This window comes from Micromonospora sp. NPDC049004 (genome assembly GCF_040649315.1).
Lineage (GTDB): Bacteria > Actinomycetota > Actinomycetes > Mycobacteriales > Micromonosporaceae > Micromonospora.
In genome coordinates this window covers 109178-125475 of record NZ_JBEZFG010000005.1, presented here as the reverse complement: position 1 = coordinate 125475, position 16298 = coordinate 109178, and the positions used below count along the sequence as shown (strand labels likewise).

Here is a 16298-nt window from a genome sequence, read left to right as displayed (position 1 = left end):
GTCCGGGGCCCCGGCGCACCGCACCCGCGGTGCCCGGGGCCCCGTCGTGTGCGCGGTGCCGACCCGGCGCGGCCCAGCAGTGTCCGGGGTCCCATGGTGTGCGCGGTGCCGAGCCGGCGCGGCCGAGCGTCGACGGCGCGTCGTCAGCGGCCCAGCACCACACGGGCCATCCCGTCGAGCGCCGGGTTGCCCGGCTCCCAGTAGCCGGTGTGCCCGCCACGACCGCTCGGGAACACCCGGCCGCCGAACCCGGAGTCCGCCGGGTCGTGACCGAACCACAGCTCGTGGTCCGTCCGATCCGGCCACCCCGGCACGGCCGCGAGCGGAGCGGCGCCCAGCAGGGCCCGGCGGCCCAGCTCGTCCACCGGCCGGGCCAGGCGGATCACGTCGTCCGGAGCGCTGCTGGCCCACACCTCGGCGGCCGGGACGCCAAGCTCGACCGCGTGCTCCGCACCGACCCCCGGTGAGCCGACGAACATCAACGCGTCGGCCGCCAACCCGTGCTCCCGGGCGGCGATGCCCACCACCAGCGACCCGTAGCTGTGCCCGAGCACGGTCTGCCGCGCCGACGGCCCCTCGTGGGTGGCGCGCAACCCCTCCTGGAAGCGGTGCAGCGCCCCGCCGGCGTCCCGGGCCTGGTCGGCCGACGCCGCCTCGGTCAGGAAGTCCGGTGCGTCGTAGTCCAGCCACAGCACCGCCGCGCTGCGTTCACCCGGCGCGAGCGTCGCGCAGCGCTCCAGCACCCGGGCCGCTCGCCCCAGCTCGCCGGGGGCGTCGTCCAGGCCGGCGGTCATTCCCGGCACGTACGTCAGCACCCGGTCGGCATGGTCCGGGTCGCCGAGCGCCACCACCACCCGACCCTCACCGGCCGGGTCCAGCCCCAGCAGGTACGCCCGCGGCTCCCCGGTCGCCAGGCGCTCGGCCAGCGCGTCCAGGCCGGCCAGCCGCGCCGCCACCCCGCGCAGCCGCAGCGAGGCGAGCGGCCCCGGCGGCACCCGGGCCAGCAGCCGTCGACGTTCGGCCAGCAACTCCGCGCGTCGCGCGCCGAGGAGCAGGCGGTTGGCCTGGTCGCGGGCGGCCACCGGCACCCCGTCCAGGCCGCCGACGAGGGACGGTTCGTGCCCGACCAGCCACCGTCGCTGTGCCGGGGTCAACCCGGACCACCAGGCTCGCACCAGCGCCGGCGTCGCTCCGGCGGCCGGTCGGCCGGGCGGCGGTGGGGACGCCCAACCGGTGCCGGCGGCCCCGGCCAGCTCGTCCAACCGGTCGGCGGCCTGCCGGTCCGCCGCGTCGGCCAACTCCAGCGCTCTCCGCAGAGCCGCCCCCGCGCCCGCTTGGGCCGCGCCGGCCCGCTCGGTCGGTCGCAGGCGAGTCGGATCGACGTGCACAGCACCGGACCGGTCCACCACCAGGCCGGCCGCGTCGGCCCGGGCGACCGCCTCGGCGAGCCGCGCCTTCGCCACCAGGAGGCACCCGGCCAGCTCGGACAGCACCTGATCGGCCTCGATCAGCGCGGGCGCCACCGAGGTCACCTCGCCTCGCAGACCGCCCAGCCGAGCATCTGCCGCCACCGCGGCCGCGCCGGACCAGCCGCCCCGCAACCGCCCGGCGGAACCGGTTAGCGCGTCGGCATGCCGCTCGACCGGACCTGTCAACCCGGCCCAGGCCACCCCGGCCACCCGCCAGCCGCCCGGATCGGCGGCCCAGAGCTGGCGGTAGCCGACGCCGCTCACCGGGGCAGGACGGCGAACCGGCCGGCGGCCCGGTCGTCCACCGTCTCGTACGCCTCGGCGGCGGCCCGGACCCCACCGGCGGTCAGCGCCACGTCCGCCCCCAGCCGGCAGAACCACGCGTGCGCGGCCGATTCCAGCCCCGCGAGGGCCGTCGCGGCCCGCCAACCCGGCGCCGGCACCAGCAGGCCGGCCGCCCGGGCCAGGCCCCACGCCAACCGGTACGCCTCGTCGTCGAGCGCACCGGCCACGGCGCGCAGCTCCTGCGGCCGGACGGCGAACGGCTCCTCGGTCATGACCCCACCCCCGTGCACGATCGGCATCCACGCGCTGACGCTAGGCAGGGCCGAGCCGTGCCGGAGTGCCCTGTGGACAGCCGGCTGCTGTCGTACTCCGGTGTGTCCACAGGCGTTGCCCACGGCGGGCCCGACGGCTAATCTGCCGCCCCGGCCGCCGGTAGGGTGGTCTGGTGATCGTCGCTGTCGGCATCGACGTCGTCCTGGTCGACCGGTTCACCCGGTCCCTGGCGCGGACGCCGCTGCTTGCCGACCGGCTCTTCACCGCGGCCGAGCGGGCCACCCGCTCCGGCACCCCACGCTCGCCCGAGTCGCTCGCCGCCCGGTTCGCCGCGAAGGAGGCCGTCGCCAAGGCGCTCGGCGCCCCGGCCGGGCTGAGCTGGCACGACTGCGAGATCGTGCCCGATGACACCGGTCGACCCTGGCTGACCGTCTCGGGCACCGTCGCGACGGCGGCCGTCGAGCGGGGCATCAACCACTGGCACCTCTCGCTGTCGCACGACGGCGGGATCGCGTCGGCGATGGTGGTCGCGGAACGGTGACGTCGGCCGGGTGGCCGTGACGGCCCACTCGCGAGCGGAATGGGGCACGGTGACATGAGAGCGGTGTGGCGGGCGGCTGACGTACGGGCGGCCGAGGCGGGGCTGAAGGGCACCCTGCCGGAGGGCACGCTGATGCAGCGGGCCGCCGCCGGGTTGGCCCGCCGGGCCGCCCTGCTGCTCGCCGAGCGGGGCGGGGTGTACGGCGGCCGGGTGCTGCTGCTCGTCGGCTCGGGCGACAACGGCGGTGACGCCCTCTACGCCGGGGAACGGCTGGCCCGCCGGGGCGTCGAGGTGTCCGCCCTGCTGATCTCCCCGGGACGGGCGCACGCCGCGGGCCTGGCCGCGCTGCGCGCCGCCGGGGGCCGGGTCGTCGACCGCCCGACCGGCCCGGTCGACCTGGTCCTCGACGGCATCGTCGGCATCGGCGGCACGGGCGGACTGCGGGCGAACGCCGACGGGATGGTTCAGCGCCTCGACGACCTGCGCGGGCGCGACGGCGCTCGGGCCACCGTGCTGGCCGTGGACGTGCCGAGCGGGGTGGCGGTGGACACCGGGCACGTGCCGCTGGCCGCGTCCGGCCGGCCCACCGCGGTCCGCGCCGACGTGACGGTGGCCTTCGGCGCGTTGAAGCCCGCCCTGGTCGTCGGACCGGCAGCCGCCCTGGCCGGGCAGGTGGAGCTGGTCGACATCGGGCTGCGGCCCTGGCTGCGGGGCACCCCCGCGCTCCAGGTCACCGAGTGGTCCGACATCGTGCAGTGGTGGCCGGAGCTGGGCGCGGCGTCGGAGAAGTACACCCGGGGCGTGGTCGGGGTGGCGACCGGCTCGGCGACGTACCCGGGCGCGGCGGTGCTCTCCGTCGGTGGGGCGCTCGCCGGGCCGACGGGGCTGGTCCGCTACGCCGGTGGCGCACGGGCCGAGGTGCTGCACCAGCACCCCTCGGTGATCGCCACGCCGCGGGTCGCCGACGCCGGCCGGGTGCAGGCCTGGGTGTGCGGCTCGGGGCTGGGCACCGGCGACGACGCGGCTGCCGAACTGCGGGCCGTCCTGGCCGCCCCGGTGCCGGTGGTGCTCGACGCGGACGCGCTGACCCTGCTGGTGGACGGCTCGCTCGCCGACCGGCTGCGCGGCCGGGACGCGCCGATCGTGGTCACCCCGCACGACCGGGAGTTCACCCGGCTGTGCGGGGAGGAGCCCGGCGCCGACCGGGTCGGGGCCGCGCTGCGGCTGGCCGCCTGGATGAACGCGGTGGTGCTACTCAAGGGGGACCGCACGGTGATCGGCACGCCGGACGGCCGGGCGTACGTCAACCCGACCGGGACCCCGGCGCTGGCCACCGGCGGCACCGGCGACGTGCTGGCCGGACTGCTCGGCTCGCTCCTGGCGGCCGGGGTGCCGGCGGACCGGGCGGCGGCCTCGGCCGCGTACCTGCACGGGCTCGCCGGTCGGGAGGCGGCCCGCGGCGGTCCGGTGACCGCGCCCGACGTGGCGACCGCGCTGCGCCCGGTCATCGCCCGGCTGGGCTGATCGTTGCTGTTCGGTGCCGGTTGGCCGGCTCGGCGGGCCGGGCCGTGCGTCGCCGCCCAACCGGATCGGGGCGGAAAGTAGGCTGGGCGTATGTGGCAGGCCGAGGTACGCGTCGATCTTGACGCGATCCGCGAGAACGTGAGCCGGCTCCGCTCCGGCACCACCGCCGAGCTGATGGCGGTGGTCAAGGGTGACGGGTACGGCCACGGCATGCTCCCGTCCGCCCGCGCGGCACTGGACGCGGGGGCCGACTGGCTCGGCGTGTGCACCCTCGACGAGGCGCTCACGCTGCGCCGGGCCGGGATCACCGCGCCGGTGCTGGCGTGGTTGCTCGCGCCGGGGTTGCCGCTGCACGAGGGGGTCGGCGCCGGGGTGGACCTCGCCGCCGCCAGCCTGCCGCAACTGGACGAGATGATCGAGGCGAGCCGGCGTGCCGGACGCCCGGCCCGACTGCACCTGAAGATCGACACGGGGTTGTCCCGGGGTGGCGCGACCGTCGACGAGTGGCCGGAGCTGCTCGACGCCGCCGCGAAGGCGCAGGCCGACGGCCTGGTCGAGGTGGTCGGTGTGTGGAGCCACTTCGTGTACGCGGACATGCCCGGCCACCCGACCACCGACCGGCAGCTCGCCGCCTTCCACGAGGGGCTGGCCATGGTCGAGCGGGCCGGGCTGCGCCCCCGCTGGCGGCACCTGGCCAACTCGGCGGCCACCCTGACCCGCCCGGACACCCACTTCGACCTGGTCCGCCCCGGGCTGGCCGTCTACGGCCTGTCCCCGGTGGCCGGCGACACGTACGGGCTGCGGCCGGCGATGACCGCGCGGGCCCGGGTGATGCTCACCAAACGGGTGCCCGCCGGCACCGGCGTCTCCTACGGGCACACCTACACGACCGAGGCCGACGCCAACCTGGCCGTGGTGCCCCTCGGGTACGCCGACGGTGTGCCCCGGCACGCGTCCAACACCGGGCCGGTGCAGCTCGCCGGTGCACGGCGGACGATCTCCGGGCGCGTCTGCATGGACCAGTTCGTGATCGACTGTGGCGACGACCCGGTGGCCGACGGCGACGTGGCGACCCTGTTCGGCAGCGGTGCCGACGGCGAGCCGACGGCCGACGACTGGGCCGAGGCGGTCGGCACGATCAACTACGAGATCGTCACCCGGTTCGGCAGCACGCGGGTGCCGCGCGTCTACGACGGCGAGCGCCCCTCGTGACGTACCGCATCCCGCGTCCGCGGACCGCCGTCGGCCGGGTCGCCGGCCTGGTCGGCGCCGCGGTCGGAGTGGCGGCGGCCGGCCTGGCCGCCGGCGTCGCGACCGAACGCACCCTGGTCCGCCGGCTCAAGGCCGACCCGGCCGACCCCTACGCGCACGAGAGGTTCGGCGAGCAGCGGTACGACGAGGCGTTCCGGCTGGAGCTGCCGGACGGCACCGACATCCACGTCGAGGTGGTCGAGCCGACCCGCCCGGTGCAGGGGCACCCGACGGTGGTGCTGGTGCACGGCTTCTGCCTGGACATGGGCACCTTCCACTTCCAGCGCCGGATGCTCGCCGCGCGCGGCGACTACCGTGTCGTCGCGTACGACCAGCCCGGTCACGGCCGGTCCGGCCGGTTGGAGACCGGGGAGTACGACCTGGCGGTGCTCGGCCGGACGCTGCGCCAGGTCATCGACCGGACCGCCCCCGAGGGGCCGCTGGTGCTGGTCGGCCACTCGATGGGCGGCATGACCATCATGGCGTTCGCCGAGCTGTTTCCCGAGCTGTTCGGTGACCGGGTGGTGGGCACGGTACTGATGGCCACCTCGGGCGGGTTGATCGCGGAGACCAAGCTGGTCGCGCCGGCGCTGCTCGGCCGGGTCGGTGGCCCGATGCTCTTCATGGTCAGCAACGCCACCCGGTACGGCGGCCCGGTGATCGACAAGGCCCGCAAGTCCACGTCCAACGTGGCCTGGTTGCTGACCCGCAAATACGGCTTCGGCACCCGCAAGCCCAGCCCGGCGCTGGTGTCGTACGTGGAGACGATGAACTCCCGGACCTCCGCCGACACGGTGACCCGCTACCTGCGGACGCTGGCCACGCACTCGCGTTTCCCGGCGCTGGCCGCCTTGGCGAACGCGCCGGTGCTGGTGGTCGTCGGCGACAAGGACATGATCACTCCGGTGACACACTCGGAGGAGATCGTCCGGCGGTTGCCGCACGCCGAGTTCATCAAGATCAAAGACAGTGGTCACGTGGTGATGCTGGAGCACGCCGACGAGGTCAACGCCGCGCTGGCGCGGTTCCTCGAGTCACTCGAGAGCATGGAGGACCGGTGAGTTTCGTCGTCAAACTGCCGACCGTCGAGGACACTCGGGAGTTCGGCCGCCGGCTGGCCGGGCTGCTGCGGGCCGGTGACCTGGTGCTGTTGACCGGTCCGCTGGGGGCCGGCAAGACCGCGCTCACCCAGGGCGTCGGCGCGGGTCTCGGTGTTCTCGGCGACGTCACCTCGCCGACGTTCGTGATCGCCCGTGTGCACCGGCCCGACCCGGCGCAGGGTGGTCGGGTGGCCCTGGTGCACGCCGACGCATACCGGCTGGGCGCCGCCAGCGACCCGCGTGCCGAGATCGACGACCTGGACCTGGACGCCTCGGTGGACGAGTCGGTGACCGTGGTGGAGTGGGGCGAGGGCCTGGTGGAGCAGTTGGTCGACGCGCACCTGCGGGTCCGTATCGACCGCCGCGACGACGACACCCGGATCGTCGAGCTGGACCCGGTCGGTGGCGACTGGGCCCGACGGATCGCCGAGCTGGGTTGAGGCCTGTCGGCGCGGGAGCTGTCGGACCCGGTGCCTAGAGTGCGGGGGACCGACCCGCGCTGGAAGAGGTTCCTGATGCCCGACGACGCCCCCGCCCTGGATCTGCTGGCCCTGCTGCCGGAGCAGTGGCGTGCCGTGCTCACCCCGCACCTCGATCCGGCTCGCACCGCCGCGCTTGCCGAGTTCGTCGCCCGGGAGTACGCGACGCAGACCGTCTTCCCGCCGTTGGAGGATCTCTTCTCGGCGTACCGGCTCTGCCCGCCGCAGAGCACCCGGGTGCTGATCCTCGGGCAGGATCCCTACCACCGCGCCGGGCAGGCCCACGGGTTGAGCTTCAGCGTCCGCGAGGGGGTGGCGGTGCCGCCGTCGCTGCGCAACGTCTTCAAGGAGCTGGGCGAGGACGTGGGCGTGGCCAAGCCGCGCAGCGGCAACCTCGACGGCTGGGCCGCGCAGGGCGTCCTGCTGCTCAACGCGGTGCTGACGGTGCGCCAGGCCACGCCGGGTTCGCACGCCAACTCGGGCTGGGAGGAGTTCACCGACGCCACGATCCGGGCGCTGGACGCCGCGCCGGAGCGGGTGGTCTTCCTGCTCTGGGGCGGCTACGCGCGCAAGAAGGCGGCCCTGGTCACCAACCCGCAGCACGTGGTCTTGGAGGCCGGTCACCCCAGCCCGATGAACCCGCGCGGGTTCCTCGGCAGTCGCCCGTTCAGCGCGGCCAACAAGGCGCTCGCCGACGCCGGCCGCCCCACCATCGACTGGGAACGCACCGCCGGCTGACCCTGCGGCGCAGGCCCTGGCCGACCGCTCATTGGCGTGGCCGTGCGGTCGGCTTGTTGTGGTGCGGGCCCTGGCCGCCGGCTTGTTGTTGTGGCGGGGGCGGTGCCGCCCGGCGGGACCGCGCGACCCTTAGCCACGCGGCGCGGTCAGCCTTCGGCAGCGAGTTGCCGCGCCCGGTAGCGGCGCAGCAGCTCGGCGGCCCGCGGCTCGGTCAGCTCCAGCTCGACCAGCGGCACCACCCGATAGTCGCGCCCACCGTGACGCACCTCGATCGTCTCGGGCAGCTCGTCGCACATGGTCGCCCTGATCTCGCCGTACCGGGTCGACCAACGGTGCTCGCCCGGCTCCTCCGGCTCCAGCCACACCCCGCCGAACTCGCCCCACCGGGCGTTCCACCGCTGGCCGTAGTTCGCCTCGAGCCAGCGGGTGAACCGTTTCGAGTCGTGCCAGCGCAGGGCGATCTCCACGGCGTCCACCGGGACCGGTGCGCCCTGCAACAGAGCCGCCGTGCTGCCGGTCAGCACCTGCGGAAAGTCGGTGAGTCGGTCCAGCGTCTCATCCAGGCTCAGCGCGTCGATGCGTTCCGCGATCGGCCGGGCAGCCAGTTCGTCAATGCGGGCGTCGAGGTGCGCGTCCAGCGGCTCGACCTCGACCACCATCTGCACGTCCATCGCTGCGAACAAGCGCTCCAGCACGGGAAAACTCGCGGCGCGGCTGCCGCTCTCGATCCGGGCAACAGCCGCCTGGGTGATCCCCGCCGCCTCGGCCAGCTGGGACTGGGTCAGGTCGCGCAGGTGCCGTTGCTGGCGGACAGCCCTGCCGAGCAGGGTGGCGAGGCGCGTGGGCGGCATGTCGACATGGTGGACCGCGAGCGGCCAAGGAGAAACCGCTCAGCCGAATTCACGACTGAGTGGCCTAGGTCCGAGATCCCGTCGAACCGGCCACCCCGCCACCCTGTCGACCGGCCGATCCGCCGCCCCGGCCCGGCGCGGCCGGGACGTCATTCCCTGAAAAGCGGTATACCTGTGAGTCATAAATATGACTCACAGGTATACCGCTCATCACGGCAAGTGGCCTCCGGCCGGTTGAGTGACGTCCCGCAAAGGTCGACTGAGAACAGCCGACGGGAGGATGGCCAAGACGGCCGAGGGGCCGGCCAGGGCAGCCGAGACGGCGATGCGGGTGATAGCGACCAGTCCCGCTCGATGGACTGGACGACCAGGACGGCCATGACGACGCCGTGGGAACGGCCAGGACGGCCCGGTCTAGAGCGGCCCAGGCAGCCGGGCCTGCGGCTGGGTCTGCTCAGCCGGGCTTGAGCGGCGGGGCTTGTGCGGCCGGGCCTGCAACTGCCAGCGCCCCGGGCATCAGGACGGTCAGGAGTGAGTGGCTGACCTGGGCGCAGGCAAGGGGACGGCCGCAGGCAAGGGGACGGGCGTAGGCAGGGGGACGGCCGCAGGCAAGGAGGGCGGGGCGCAGGCAGGGGGCGGGGCGTGGCCGGGCGGCGGTGGCGGGGCCGCTAGGCTGGCTAACCGTGCTCGTACTCGTGGTGGACAGCTCGACCCCCGCGGTGACCGCAGCGTTGGTGGAGATCTCGGCGGACGGCGTGACGTCCCGGGCGTACCGGTGCACGGTCGACGCCCGCGCGCACGGTGAACTGCTCGCGCCCCAGGTTGACGCGGTCCTCGCCGACGCCGGAGCGCGCCCGCGTGACCTGGGCGCCATCGTCGCCGGGCTCGGCCCGGGGCCGTTCACCGGGCTGCGGGTCGGCCTGGTCACCGCCGCCACGATGGGGCAGGTGCTCGGCGTCCCGACGTACGGCGTCTGTTCCCTGGACGGCATCGGCTACCCGGCGGTGGCCGGCGAGCCGGTGCTGGCCGCGAGCGACGCCCGCCGCAAGGAGCTGTACTGGGCCGTCTACGACGGCGCCGGTCAGCGAATCGTCGGGCCCGAGGTGTCCACCCCGGCGGTGGCCGCCGCGCGCGCCCGGGAACTGGGGGCGACGGTCGCTGTCGGCGACGGGGCGCACCGCTACGCCGAAGCCCTGGACCTGCCGGTCCGGGTCGAGCCGCGCTACCCGGAGGCCACCGTGCTGGCGCAACTCGCCGCCGAGCGGATCCGGGCGGGCGCACCCAGCGAGCGGCTCACCCCGCTCTACCTGCGCAGGCCGGACGCCGTGGCGGCGATCGGTCGCAAACCGGTCCTGCCGTGAGCACGACGGTACGGCTGGACCCGTTCCGCTGGTGGCACATCGATGAGGCGATGCCCATCGAGAAGGACCTCTTCGGCGCGGATCACTGGTCGCCGGCGATGTTCTGGAACGAGCTGGCCAACAGGCACCACTACCGGGTCGCCACCGACGCCGACGGCGCCCTGCTCGGCTACGCCGGGCTCGCCGGAGCCCCACCGGACGAGGTGTGGGTGCAGGTCATCGCGGTCCGCCGGGACGTCCAGCGCCGCGGCGTCGGGCGTGTCCTGTTGGAGGAACTGCTCGCCGAGGCGGCCCGGCGTCACGCCCGCAGCACCCTGCTGGAGGTCGCCGTGGACAACGTCGCCGCCCAGCGGCTCTACGCGATGTACGGGTTCGAACCGATCGGGGTGCGTCGCGGCTACTACCAATCGAGCAACACCGACGCGCTGGTCATGCGGCGCGACGCCGAGCCGACCGGGGACGGACCACACGACCATGGCTGACGAACCGCTGATCCTGGGCATCGAGACCTCGTGCGACGAGACCGGCGTCGGCATCGTACGCGGGCACACCCTGCTGGCCGACGCGCTCGCGTCCAGCGTCGAGGAGCACGCCCGCTTCGGGGGCGTGGTGCCCGAGGTGGCCAGCCGGGCCCACCTGGAAGCCATCGTGCCGACCATGCAGCGCGCGCTGACCGAGGCCGGTGTCACCCTGGCCGACATCGACGCCATCGCGGTCACCTCCGGGCCCGGTCTGGCCGGCGCGCTGCTCGTCGGCGTCGCCGCCGCCAAGGGGTACGCGCTGGCGGCCGAGAAGCCGGTGTACGGCGTCAACCACCTCGCCGCGCACGTCGCGGTGGACACCCTGGAGCACGGCCCGCTCCCGGAACCCGCGATCGCGCTGCTGGTCTCCGGCGGGCACTCGTCGCTGCTGCTGGTCGATGACCTGGCCCGGGGCGTCACCCCGCTCGGCGCCACCATCGACGACGCGGCAGGTGAGGCGTTCGACAAGGTCGCCCGACTGCTGGGTCTGCCGTTCCCGGGCGGCCCGCCCATCGATCGGGAGGCCCGCGCCGGGGACGCCGCCTCGATCGCCTTCCCGCGTGGCCTCACCGCCGCCAAGGATCTCGCCGCCCACCGGTACGACTTCTCGTTCTCCGGACTGAAGACGGCTGTGGCTCGCTGGGTCGAGGCGCGGCAGCGCGCCGGCGAGCCGGTGCCGGTCGCCGACGTGGCCGCGTCCTTCCAGGAGGCGGTCTGTGACGTGCTGACCAACAAGGCGATCGCCGCCTGCCGGGCGCAGGGGATCGAGACGCTGGTGATCGGTGGGGGAGTGGCCGCGAACTCCCGGCTGCGGGCGCTGGCCGAGCAGCGGGCCGAGAAGTACGGCATCCGGGTGCGGGTGCCCCGGCCGAAGCTGTGCACCGACAACGGGGCGATGGTGGCTGCGCTCGGATCGCACCTGGTCGCCGCCGGGGTCGCGCCGAGCCGGCTGGACCTGCCGGCCGACTCGGCGCTGCCGCTGACAACTGTCAGCGTGTGACGGGGGCACCGGAGATGATCGTGCGGATGTGGGAGGCGCGCGCCGAGGCGTACGGCGTCGCCGACCTGATCACCTGGGTGTGCGACACCGCCCTGCCGGAGTTGGAGCACGACCCTCTGCACGTTTCCAGCGAGGTCTTTTCCTCCACCGACCACCGTGTCGTGGTCATCTCCAAGTGGCGCAGCAGCCCGCGTCCGTTGCCCGATCCGCCCGCCCTGCTGGTGGCCCGCGCCCCGCACTCCTGGGACTTCACCCAGGTGGATCGCTGACGGGGGCCACCAGAGGCGGTGGTTCAGCTGCGGCGCAGCATCCGGTAGGTGGCGATCCCGCCGGTGCCGAGCGCGGCGAGGAAGACCAGCCAGACGACTGTGCTGCTGACCCCGACCTGCGGGCCGGTGTTCGCCGCGGCGGCGGCCAGCAACCCGTCCTGGCCGGGGGCGGGCAGCGCCGCCGGGGGTAGCTCCGGCCAGCGGACCAGCCCGGTGGACTCCAGCATCTGCATGTGGTGCTGCACGAAGGCGTTGGCGTCCTCGCACAGCTTGCGGACGGTCGCGTCGCGGGTGCTGGCCCGGACCGCGCCGATCACCGGAAAGATCTTGCCGTGGGCGACCCGGAGCCGGGTGACGAAGATCTGGTCGAACCGGGCGCCGGAGGCCTTCTGCATCTCGGCCAGCCAGCCCTTCTGCTCGGCGGTCGGCTCGGTGGGGATGGTCGCGCCGAGCTTGTTGGCGGCGTCCACGACGAGCTGGTCGAGCTTCTGGTGCTCGTTGGCGATGCCCGCACCGATCTCCCGGACCTTCGCCGACTGCCCCTTCTCGGCGGCCATCTGACCGGCCGGCATCTCCCACAGCCCGGCCAACCGCACACCGTTGAGCAGTGTCATGTCGGCGGCGTTGAGCTGCTGTCCGCCGGCGGGGGCGGCGATGGCCACTCCGGGCAGGACACCGACCCCCGCGATGATCGCGATGAGCAACATCGCCGCGCGGTGCATCCGGTTGCCCGGCCGACGACGGGCGGATCTGAGCGGTGCCATGTCTGCGGTGCCTCCTCGGTCCGGACCGAAACGCGTTCGGACCGGGCAGCCGCATCCTGCCGACCGCCCGTCCGCCCACTGGTACGGACTGATCGCCCGATCAGTTCATCGGTACGTCCCGTGGAAATGCGTGCTGTGGACGAGCCGGAGCCCTCCGCGCGACGCCGGTCAGCGGGTGACGGCGAGGAAACCGCCGAGCAGCAGCAGGGTGAGTGCGGCCACGGCGAAGAGCACCAGCAGCTCCCGGCGGCCGTGCCCGATCTGGTCACCGGCGTCGGCCGTCGCGGCGGCGGGGTCGGGCAGGGCCGGCAGGTCCCGGGTCAGCGCGGCCAGGTCGCCGAGGGTGCGGGAGGCCCACACCGCGCCGGCCCGCTCGTCGAACTCGTCAAGCGTGAGCCGGCCCTCGGTGGTGTGCCGGTGCAGCTCGGCGACCACCCGGTGGCGGTCGTCGTCGGAGGCGCGCAGCTCGACATCCACGCCGGACAGGGTACGCGGATCAGCCCACGTCGAGGGGGTCGGCGAGGAGCCGTTCGAAGGCCAGTTCGGCGGCGCCGATCAGGGGCGCGTCCTCGCCCAGTTTGGGTGTGCGCAACCGGACGTGTTCCAGGCAGGCGCCGAGGGCGTTGGAGTTGAGTCGACTGCGGATCTGGGCGGCCGCGGCGAGGTAGAGGTCCCGCATGGTGCCGCCGAAGATGACCATTTCGGGGTTGAAGACGTTCACCAGGTTGGCCACCCCGAAGCCCAGCCAGTCACCGGCCTTGCGGACCGCCGTCTGGGCGCGGGCGTCCCCCCGGTCGGCGGCGTCGAAGACGGCAAGCAACGCGTCGCGGCCGCGGGCGTCGGACCGTCCGGCCGCGCGGAGCAGGCCGTGCTCACCGATCTCGGTCTCCCAGCAACCCCGGGCGCCGCACTCGCAGGGCATGCCGTCACGGACCACCTTCATGTGGCCGACCTCGCCGCCGTACCCGCCGTGTCCGGTGAGTCGCCGCCCACCGGCGATGATGCCGGCGCCGACGCCGACGTCCCCGTACAGGTAGATGACGTTGTCGCAGCCGGCCGCGACTCCCCGGGCGTGCTCGGCGAACGCCGCCACGTCGGCCACGTTGCCGACCGTCACCGGCACGTCGAGGCCCAGTTCGGCGCCGAGCGCGGCGCCGATCGGCTCGTCCACCCAACCCGTGGTGGGGCCGAGCCGGACGAGGCCGTCCTCGCGGCGGACCATCCCGCAGACCGCGACGCCAGTGCCGACGCAGATCGCGTCGGCGGGTACCGCCTGCTGCATCTCCTTGACCGCGCCGGCCAGCATCGGCGCGGCCTCCGCAGCCAGCAGCCCGCGTGGGCGGTCCAGCTCCCGGCGGTCCAGCACCGCGCCGCCCAGGCCGACCCTCGCGGCGCGCAGCCGGTCCACCTCGACGGAGTACGCGTACGCGTACACCCGGGCCGACTCGGGCCGGACGACAATGGACGGTCGTCCGGCCCGGCCGGTCTCCTTCGGCGTTCCCTCGCTGACCAGTCCGACGCTGGCCAGGTCGACGGTGAGCGCGCCGATGGTGCTCCGGTTCAGTCCCAGCGCGGTGGTGAGTTCGGCCCGGGTGGTCGCCCCGTGGACGTGCACGTGCCGCAGCAGGGCCCCGAGGTTCTGCCTCCGGACCTCCTCCTGGCTGGGTGCCGGGCGCATGCTGGTGCTACCTTCCGCGCGGTCAGCGGGTGCCGGTGGCTGCCGCGCGACGGCGGGAGAGCGCGTCGACGCTGGCGGCGAGCAGCAGCACGACGCCGGTGACCACGTACTTGACTCCCGCGCTGTACCCCATCAGGCCCATTCCGTTTTCGATGACCGCGACCACCGCGCCGCCGAGGATGGCGTCGAGGACACGGCCCTTGCCGCCGAAGAGGCTGGTGCCGCCGATGACTGCCGCGCCGACCGCGTAGAGCAGTACGTTACTGCCCCCCGTGTTCGGGTCGACCGAGTTGGCTCGGCTGGCCGCCACGATGCCTCCGACGGCGGCCATCGACGAGCAGATCATGAAGACCGAGATCCGGATGCGGTCGACGCCGATGCCGGCCCGGCGGGCCGCTTCCCGGTTGCCGCCCACGGCGTAGATGTGCCGGCCGTAGCTGGTGCGCTGCAGGACGAAGGTCCAGACGACCAGCAGCACCGCGATGATCGGCACCACGATCGGCACGCCCTTGAGCGAGCTGATCAGGACGTTGCGGCTGCGCTCCAGGTTGAGGACGTACACGGCGGTGCCGAGGATGATGGCGAGCCCGGCGATCCGGAGCGCCACCACGGCGATCGGGTCGGTGATCAGGCCGCGGGCCACCCGGTTGCGGTGCCGCAGCAGTTGCACCGCCGCGTAGCCGGCGACCGCGAGGATGGCGAACGCCCAGCCCAGGGCGGGGCTGAGGTTGCGGTTCGCGATGGCGACCAGCACGTTGTCGCGGACGGAGATGTTGGTGCCCTCCTTCACCAGCAGCAGCACGATGCCCTGGAAGGCGAGGAAGCCGGCGAGGGTGACCACGAAGGACGGGATACCGACCTTCGCGACGAGCATGCCGAGGGTGGTGCCGATGACAAGGCCGGTGGCGATCGCGGCGAGCACCGCAACCCACCAGGGGTAGCCGAGCACGGTGACCACGTTGGCCAGTACCGCCGCGCAGACGCCGCTGGCGAAGCCGGCGGAGAGGTCGATCTCGCCGAGCAGCAGCACGAAGACCAGACCCATCGCGATGAGCGTGACCGCGGCGCCCTGGGTGAAGAGGTTGGCGAAGTTGCCGGCCGACAGGAACGACGACGGCCGCATGACCGCGAACACGGTGCAGAGCACGATCAGGCCGAGCACGGCCGGCAACGCGCCGACGTCGCCACCGCGTACCCGACTGATGTAGTTGCGGGCGTGTCTCCCGACGGTCGGCGGCGGTTTGACGGCCGCCGGGCCGTCCTTGCGCACGGCGGTGGTGGTCATCGGACGCCTCCTGAGATCGAGTCGGCCGCCTGCGGGCCGTCGCCGTTGCCGCCCGGGTCGGTGGCGAGGCCGAGCCCGCCCGAGCGGCCGGCGGTGATCAGCTCAACCACCTGGGCGTGAGTGATGTCGGTGGTCTTCACCTGGGCGACCATCTGGCCGAGGTACAGCGCGGCGATCCGGTCGGAGACGGCGAAGACGTCGTTCATGTTGTGCGAGATGAGGACCACGGCCAGGCCGTTGTCGGCGAGGCGGCGGACCAGTTCGAGGACCTGCGCGGTCTGTGCCACACCGAGCGCCGCGGTCGGCTCGTCCAGGATGACGAGCTTGCTGTTCCACAGCACCGCCTTGGCGATGGCCACGGTCTGGCGCTGACCGCCGGAGAGGCTGGACACGTGCTGGCGAAGCGAGGTGACGGTACGGATGGAGAGCCCCGCAAGGGTCTCGGCGGCAAGCTGTTCCATGGTCGGCTCGTCCAGGACGATGCCGCTGTGCTTCTCCCGGCCGAGGAACATGTTCTGCACGATGTCCAGGTTGTCGCAGAGCGCGAGGTCCTGGTAGACGACCTCGATGCCGAGGGCTGCGGCGTCGCGGGGGCTGCCGATGTGCACCTGTTCGCCGTTGAACAGGACCTCACCGGCGTCGGTGGGGTAGATGCCGCTGATGCACTTCACCAGGGTCGACTTGCCGGCGCCGTTGTCGCCGACCAGAGCGGTCACTTCGCCCGGGTGGACGGTCAGGGCGACGTCGCGGAGCACCTGGACGGGACCGAAACTCTTGTCGATCCCGCGGAGCTCCAGCAGGGGGGTCGCGGACACGGGGGTCTCCTTCTTAAGGGAGGGTCGGGGCCCGTCCGGCGGGCGCCGCCCGGCACGGGAGGGGTGCTCCCGTGCCGGGCGGCGGTGGTCGTCC

General features: G+C 73.9%; 18 protein-coding genes. 10 read left to right on the top strand and 8 right to left on the bottom strand.

The genetic code is table 11. The features are described 5' to 3' along the window. Positions 1–143 precede the first annotated feature (143 nt). Both AB0B97_RS16765 and AB0B97_RS16760 read right to left on the bottom strand, forming a co-directional pair. Positions 144–1733 carry an alpha/beta hydrolase gene (locus tag AB0B97_RS16765; RefSeq protein WP_357494438.1) on the bottom strand — a complete coding sequence of 530 codons (1590 nt, stop codon included), beginning with the start codon at positions 1731–1733 and terminating at the stop codon, positions 144–146. Then, complete coding sequence (locus AB0B97_RS16760) at positions 1730–2026, bottom strand: hypothetical protein (RefSeq protein ID WP_357494436.1); 297 nt, start codon at positions 2024–2026, stop codon at positions 1730–1732. Before AB0B97_RS16760 ends, AB0B97_RS16765 begins: the two co-directional genes overlap by 4 nt. Positions 2027–2199: 173 nt before the next feature. Here AB0B97_RS16760 and AB0B97_RS16755 point away from each other — a divergent pair, with 173 nt between their 5' ends. The 6 genes from AB0B97_RS16755 (at position 2200) to ung (ending at position 7660) form a co-directional block, all read left to right on the top strand. After that, positions 2200–2568: a holo-ACP synthase gene (locus AB0B97_RS16755; protein WP_234591615.1), complete on the top strand. Its 369-nt coding sequence runs from the start codon at positions 2200–2202 to the stop codon at positions 2566–2568. Between the two features lie 54 nt (positions 2569–2622). Beyond that, on the top strand, positions 2623–4092 hold the full coding sequence (locus tag AB0B97_RS16750; protein WP_357494434.1) for an NAD(P)H-hydrate dehydratase: 1470 nt from the start codon (positions 2623–2625) through the stop codon (positions 4090–4092). Between the two features lie 90 nt (positions 4093–4182). Then, entirely contained in the window at positions 4183–5304 is a 1122-nt protein-coding gene (gene alr, locus AB0B97_RS16745; protein ID WP_234591121.1) for an alanine racemase, read from the top strand. Further along, on the top strand, positions 5301–6404 hold the full coding sequence (locus tag AB0B97_RS16740) for an alpha/beta hydrolase (RefSeq protein WP_357494432.1): 1104 nt from the start codon (positions 5301–5303) through the stop codon (positions 6402–6404). The genes alr and AB0B97_RS16740 overlap by 4 nt, the downstream gene beginning before the upstream one ends. After that, positions 6401–6883, top strand: coding sequence for a tRNA (adenosine(37)-N6)-threonylcarbamoyltransferase complex ATPase subunit type 1 TsaE (gene tsaE, locus AB0B97_RS16735; RefSeq protein ID WP_357494430.1), 483 nt, complete (start codon positions 6401–6403; stop codon positions 6881–6883). Before AB0B97_RS16740 ends, tsaE begins: the two co-directional genes overlap by 4 nt. Before the next feature lie 75 nt (positions 6884–6958). Further along, entirely contained in the window at positions 6959–7660 is a 702-nt protein-coding gene (ung, locus tag AB0B97_RS16730; RefSeq protein ID WP_357494428.1) for a uracil-DNA glycosylase, read from the top strand. Positions 7661–7806: 146 nt separating this feature from the next. Here the strand turns inward: ung and AB0B97_RS16725 are convergent, their stop codons facing one another. Then, entirely contained in the window at positions 7807–8511 is a 705-nt protein-coding gene (locus AB0B97_RS16725; protein ID WP_357494426.1) for a helix-turn-helix transcriptional regulator, read from the bottom strand. A 683-nt stretch (positions 8512–9194) separates the two neighbouring features. Here AB0B97_RS16725 and tsaB point away from each other — a divergent pair. The 4 genes from tsaB to AB0B97_RS16705 are packed head-to-tail and all read left to right on the top strand — an operon-like array spanning position 9195 to position 11662. Then, complete coding sequence (tsaB, locus tag AB0B97_RS16720; RefSeq protein ID WP_357494424.1) at positions 9195–9872, top strand: tRNA (adenosine(37)-N6)-threonylcarbamoyltransferase complex dimerization subunit type 1 TsaB; 678 nt, start codon at positions 9195–9197, stop codon at positions 9870–9872. Then, entirely contained in the window at positions 9869–10354 is a 486-nt protein-coding gene (gene rimI, locus AB0B97_RS16715; RefSeq protein WP_357494422.1) for a ribosomal protein S18-alanine N-acetyltransferase, read from the top strand. Before tsaB ends, rimI begins: the two co-directional genes overlap by 4 nt. After that, on the top strand, positions 10347–11393 hold the full coding sequence (tsaD, locus tag AB0B97_RS16710; protein WP_357494420.1) for a tRNA (adenosine(37)-N6)-threonylcarbamoyltransferase complex transferase subunit TsaD: 1047 nt from the start codon (positions 10347–10349) through the stop codon (positions 11391–11393). The genes rimI and tsaD overlap by 8 nt, the downstream gene beginning before the upstream one ends. 14 nt (positions 11394–11407) lie before the next feature. After that, positions 11408–11662 (top strand): hypothetical protein, encoded by a 255-nt coding sequence (locus AB0B97_RS16705; RefSeq protein ID WP_039906914.1) that lies wholly within the window; start codon positions 11408–11410, stop codon positions 11660–11662. Positions 11663–11685: 23 nt separating this feature from the next. Here AB0B97_RS16705 and AB0B97_RS16700 read toward each other — a convergent pair whose 3' ends face one another. The 5 genes from AB0B97_RS16700 to AB0B97_RS16680 form a co-directional block, all read right to left on the bottom strand. Further along, entirely contained in the window at positions 11686–12426 is a 741-nt protein-coding gene (locus tag AB0B97_RS16700; protein ID WP_234591094.1) for a DUF4142 domain-containing protein, read from the bottom strand. A 168-nt stretch (positions 12427–12594) separates the two neighbouring features. Beyond that, positions 12595–12903 carry a DUF1707 domain-containing protein gene (locus tag AB0B97_RS16695; protein ID WP_234591092.1) on the bottom strand — a complete coding sequence of 103 codons (309 nt, stop codon included), beginning with the start codon at positions 12901–12903 and terminating at the stop codon, positions 12595–12597. Between the two features lie 19 nt (positions 12904–12922). Beyond that, entirely contained in the window at positions 12923–14104 is a 1182-nt protein-coding gene (locus AB0B97_RS16690; RefSeq protein ID WP_234591089.1) for an ROK family protein, read from the bottom strand. Positions 14105–14126: 22 nt separating this feature from the next. After that, positions 14127–15389, bottom strand: a complete 1263-nt coding sequence (locus AB0B97_RS16685; RefSeq protein ID WP_357494417.1) for an ABC transporter permease — start codon at positions 15387–15389, stop codon at positions 14127–14129. Next, entirely contained in the window at positions 15386–16204 is an 819-nt protein-coding gene (locus tag AB0B97_RS16680) for an ATP-binding cassette domain-containing protein (RefSeq protein ID WP_234591084.1), read from the bottom strand. Before AB0B97_RS16680 ends, AB0B97_RS16685 begins: the two co-directional genes overlap by 4 nt. Positions 16205–16298: the final 94 nt, after the last annotated feature.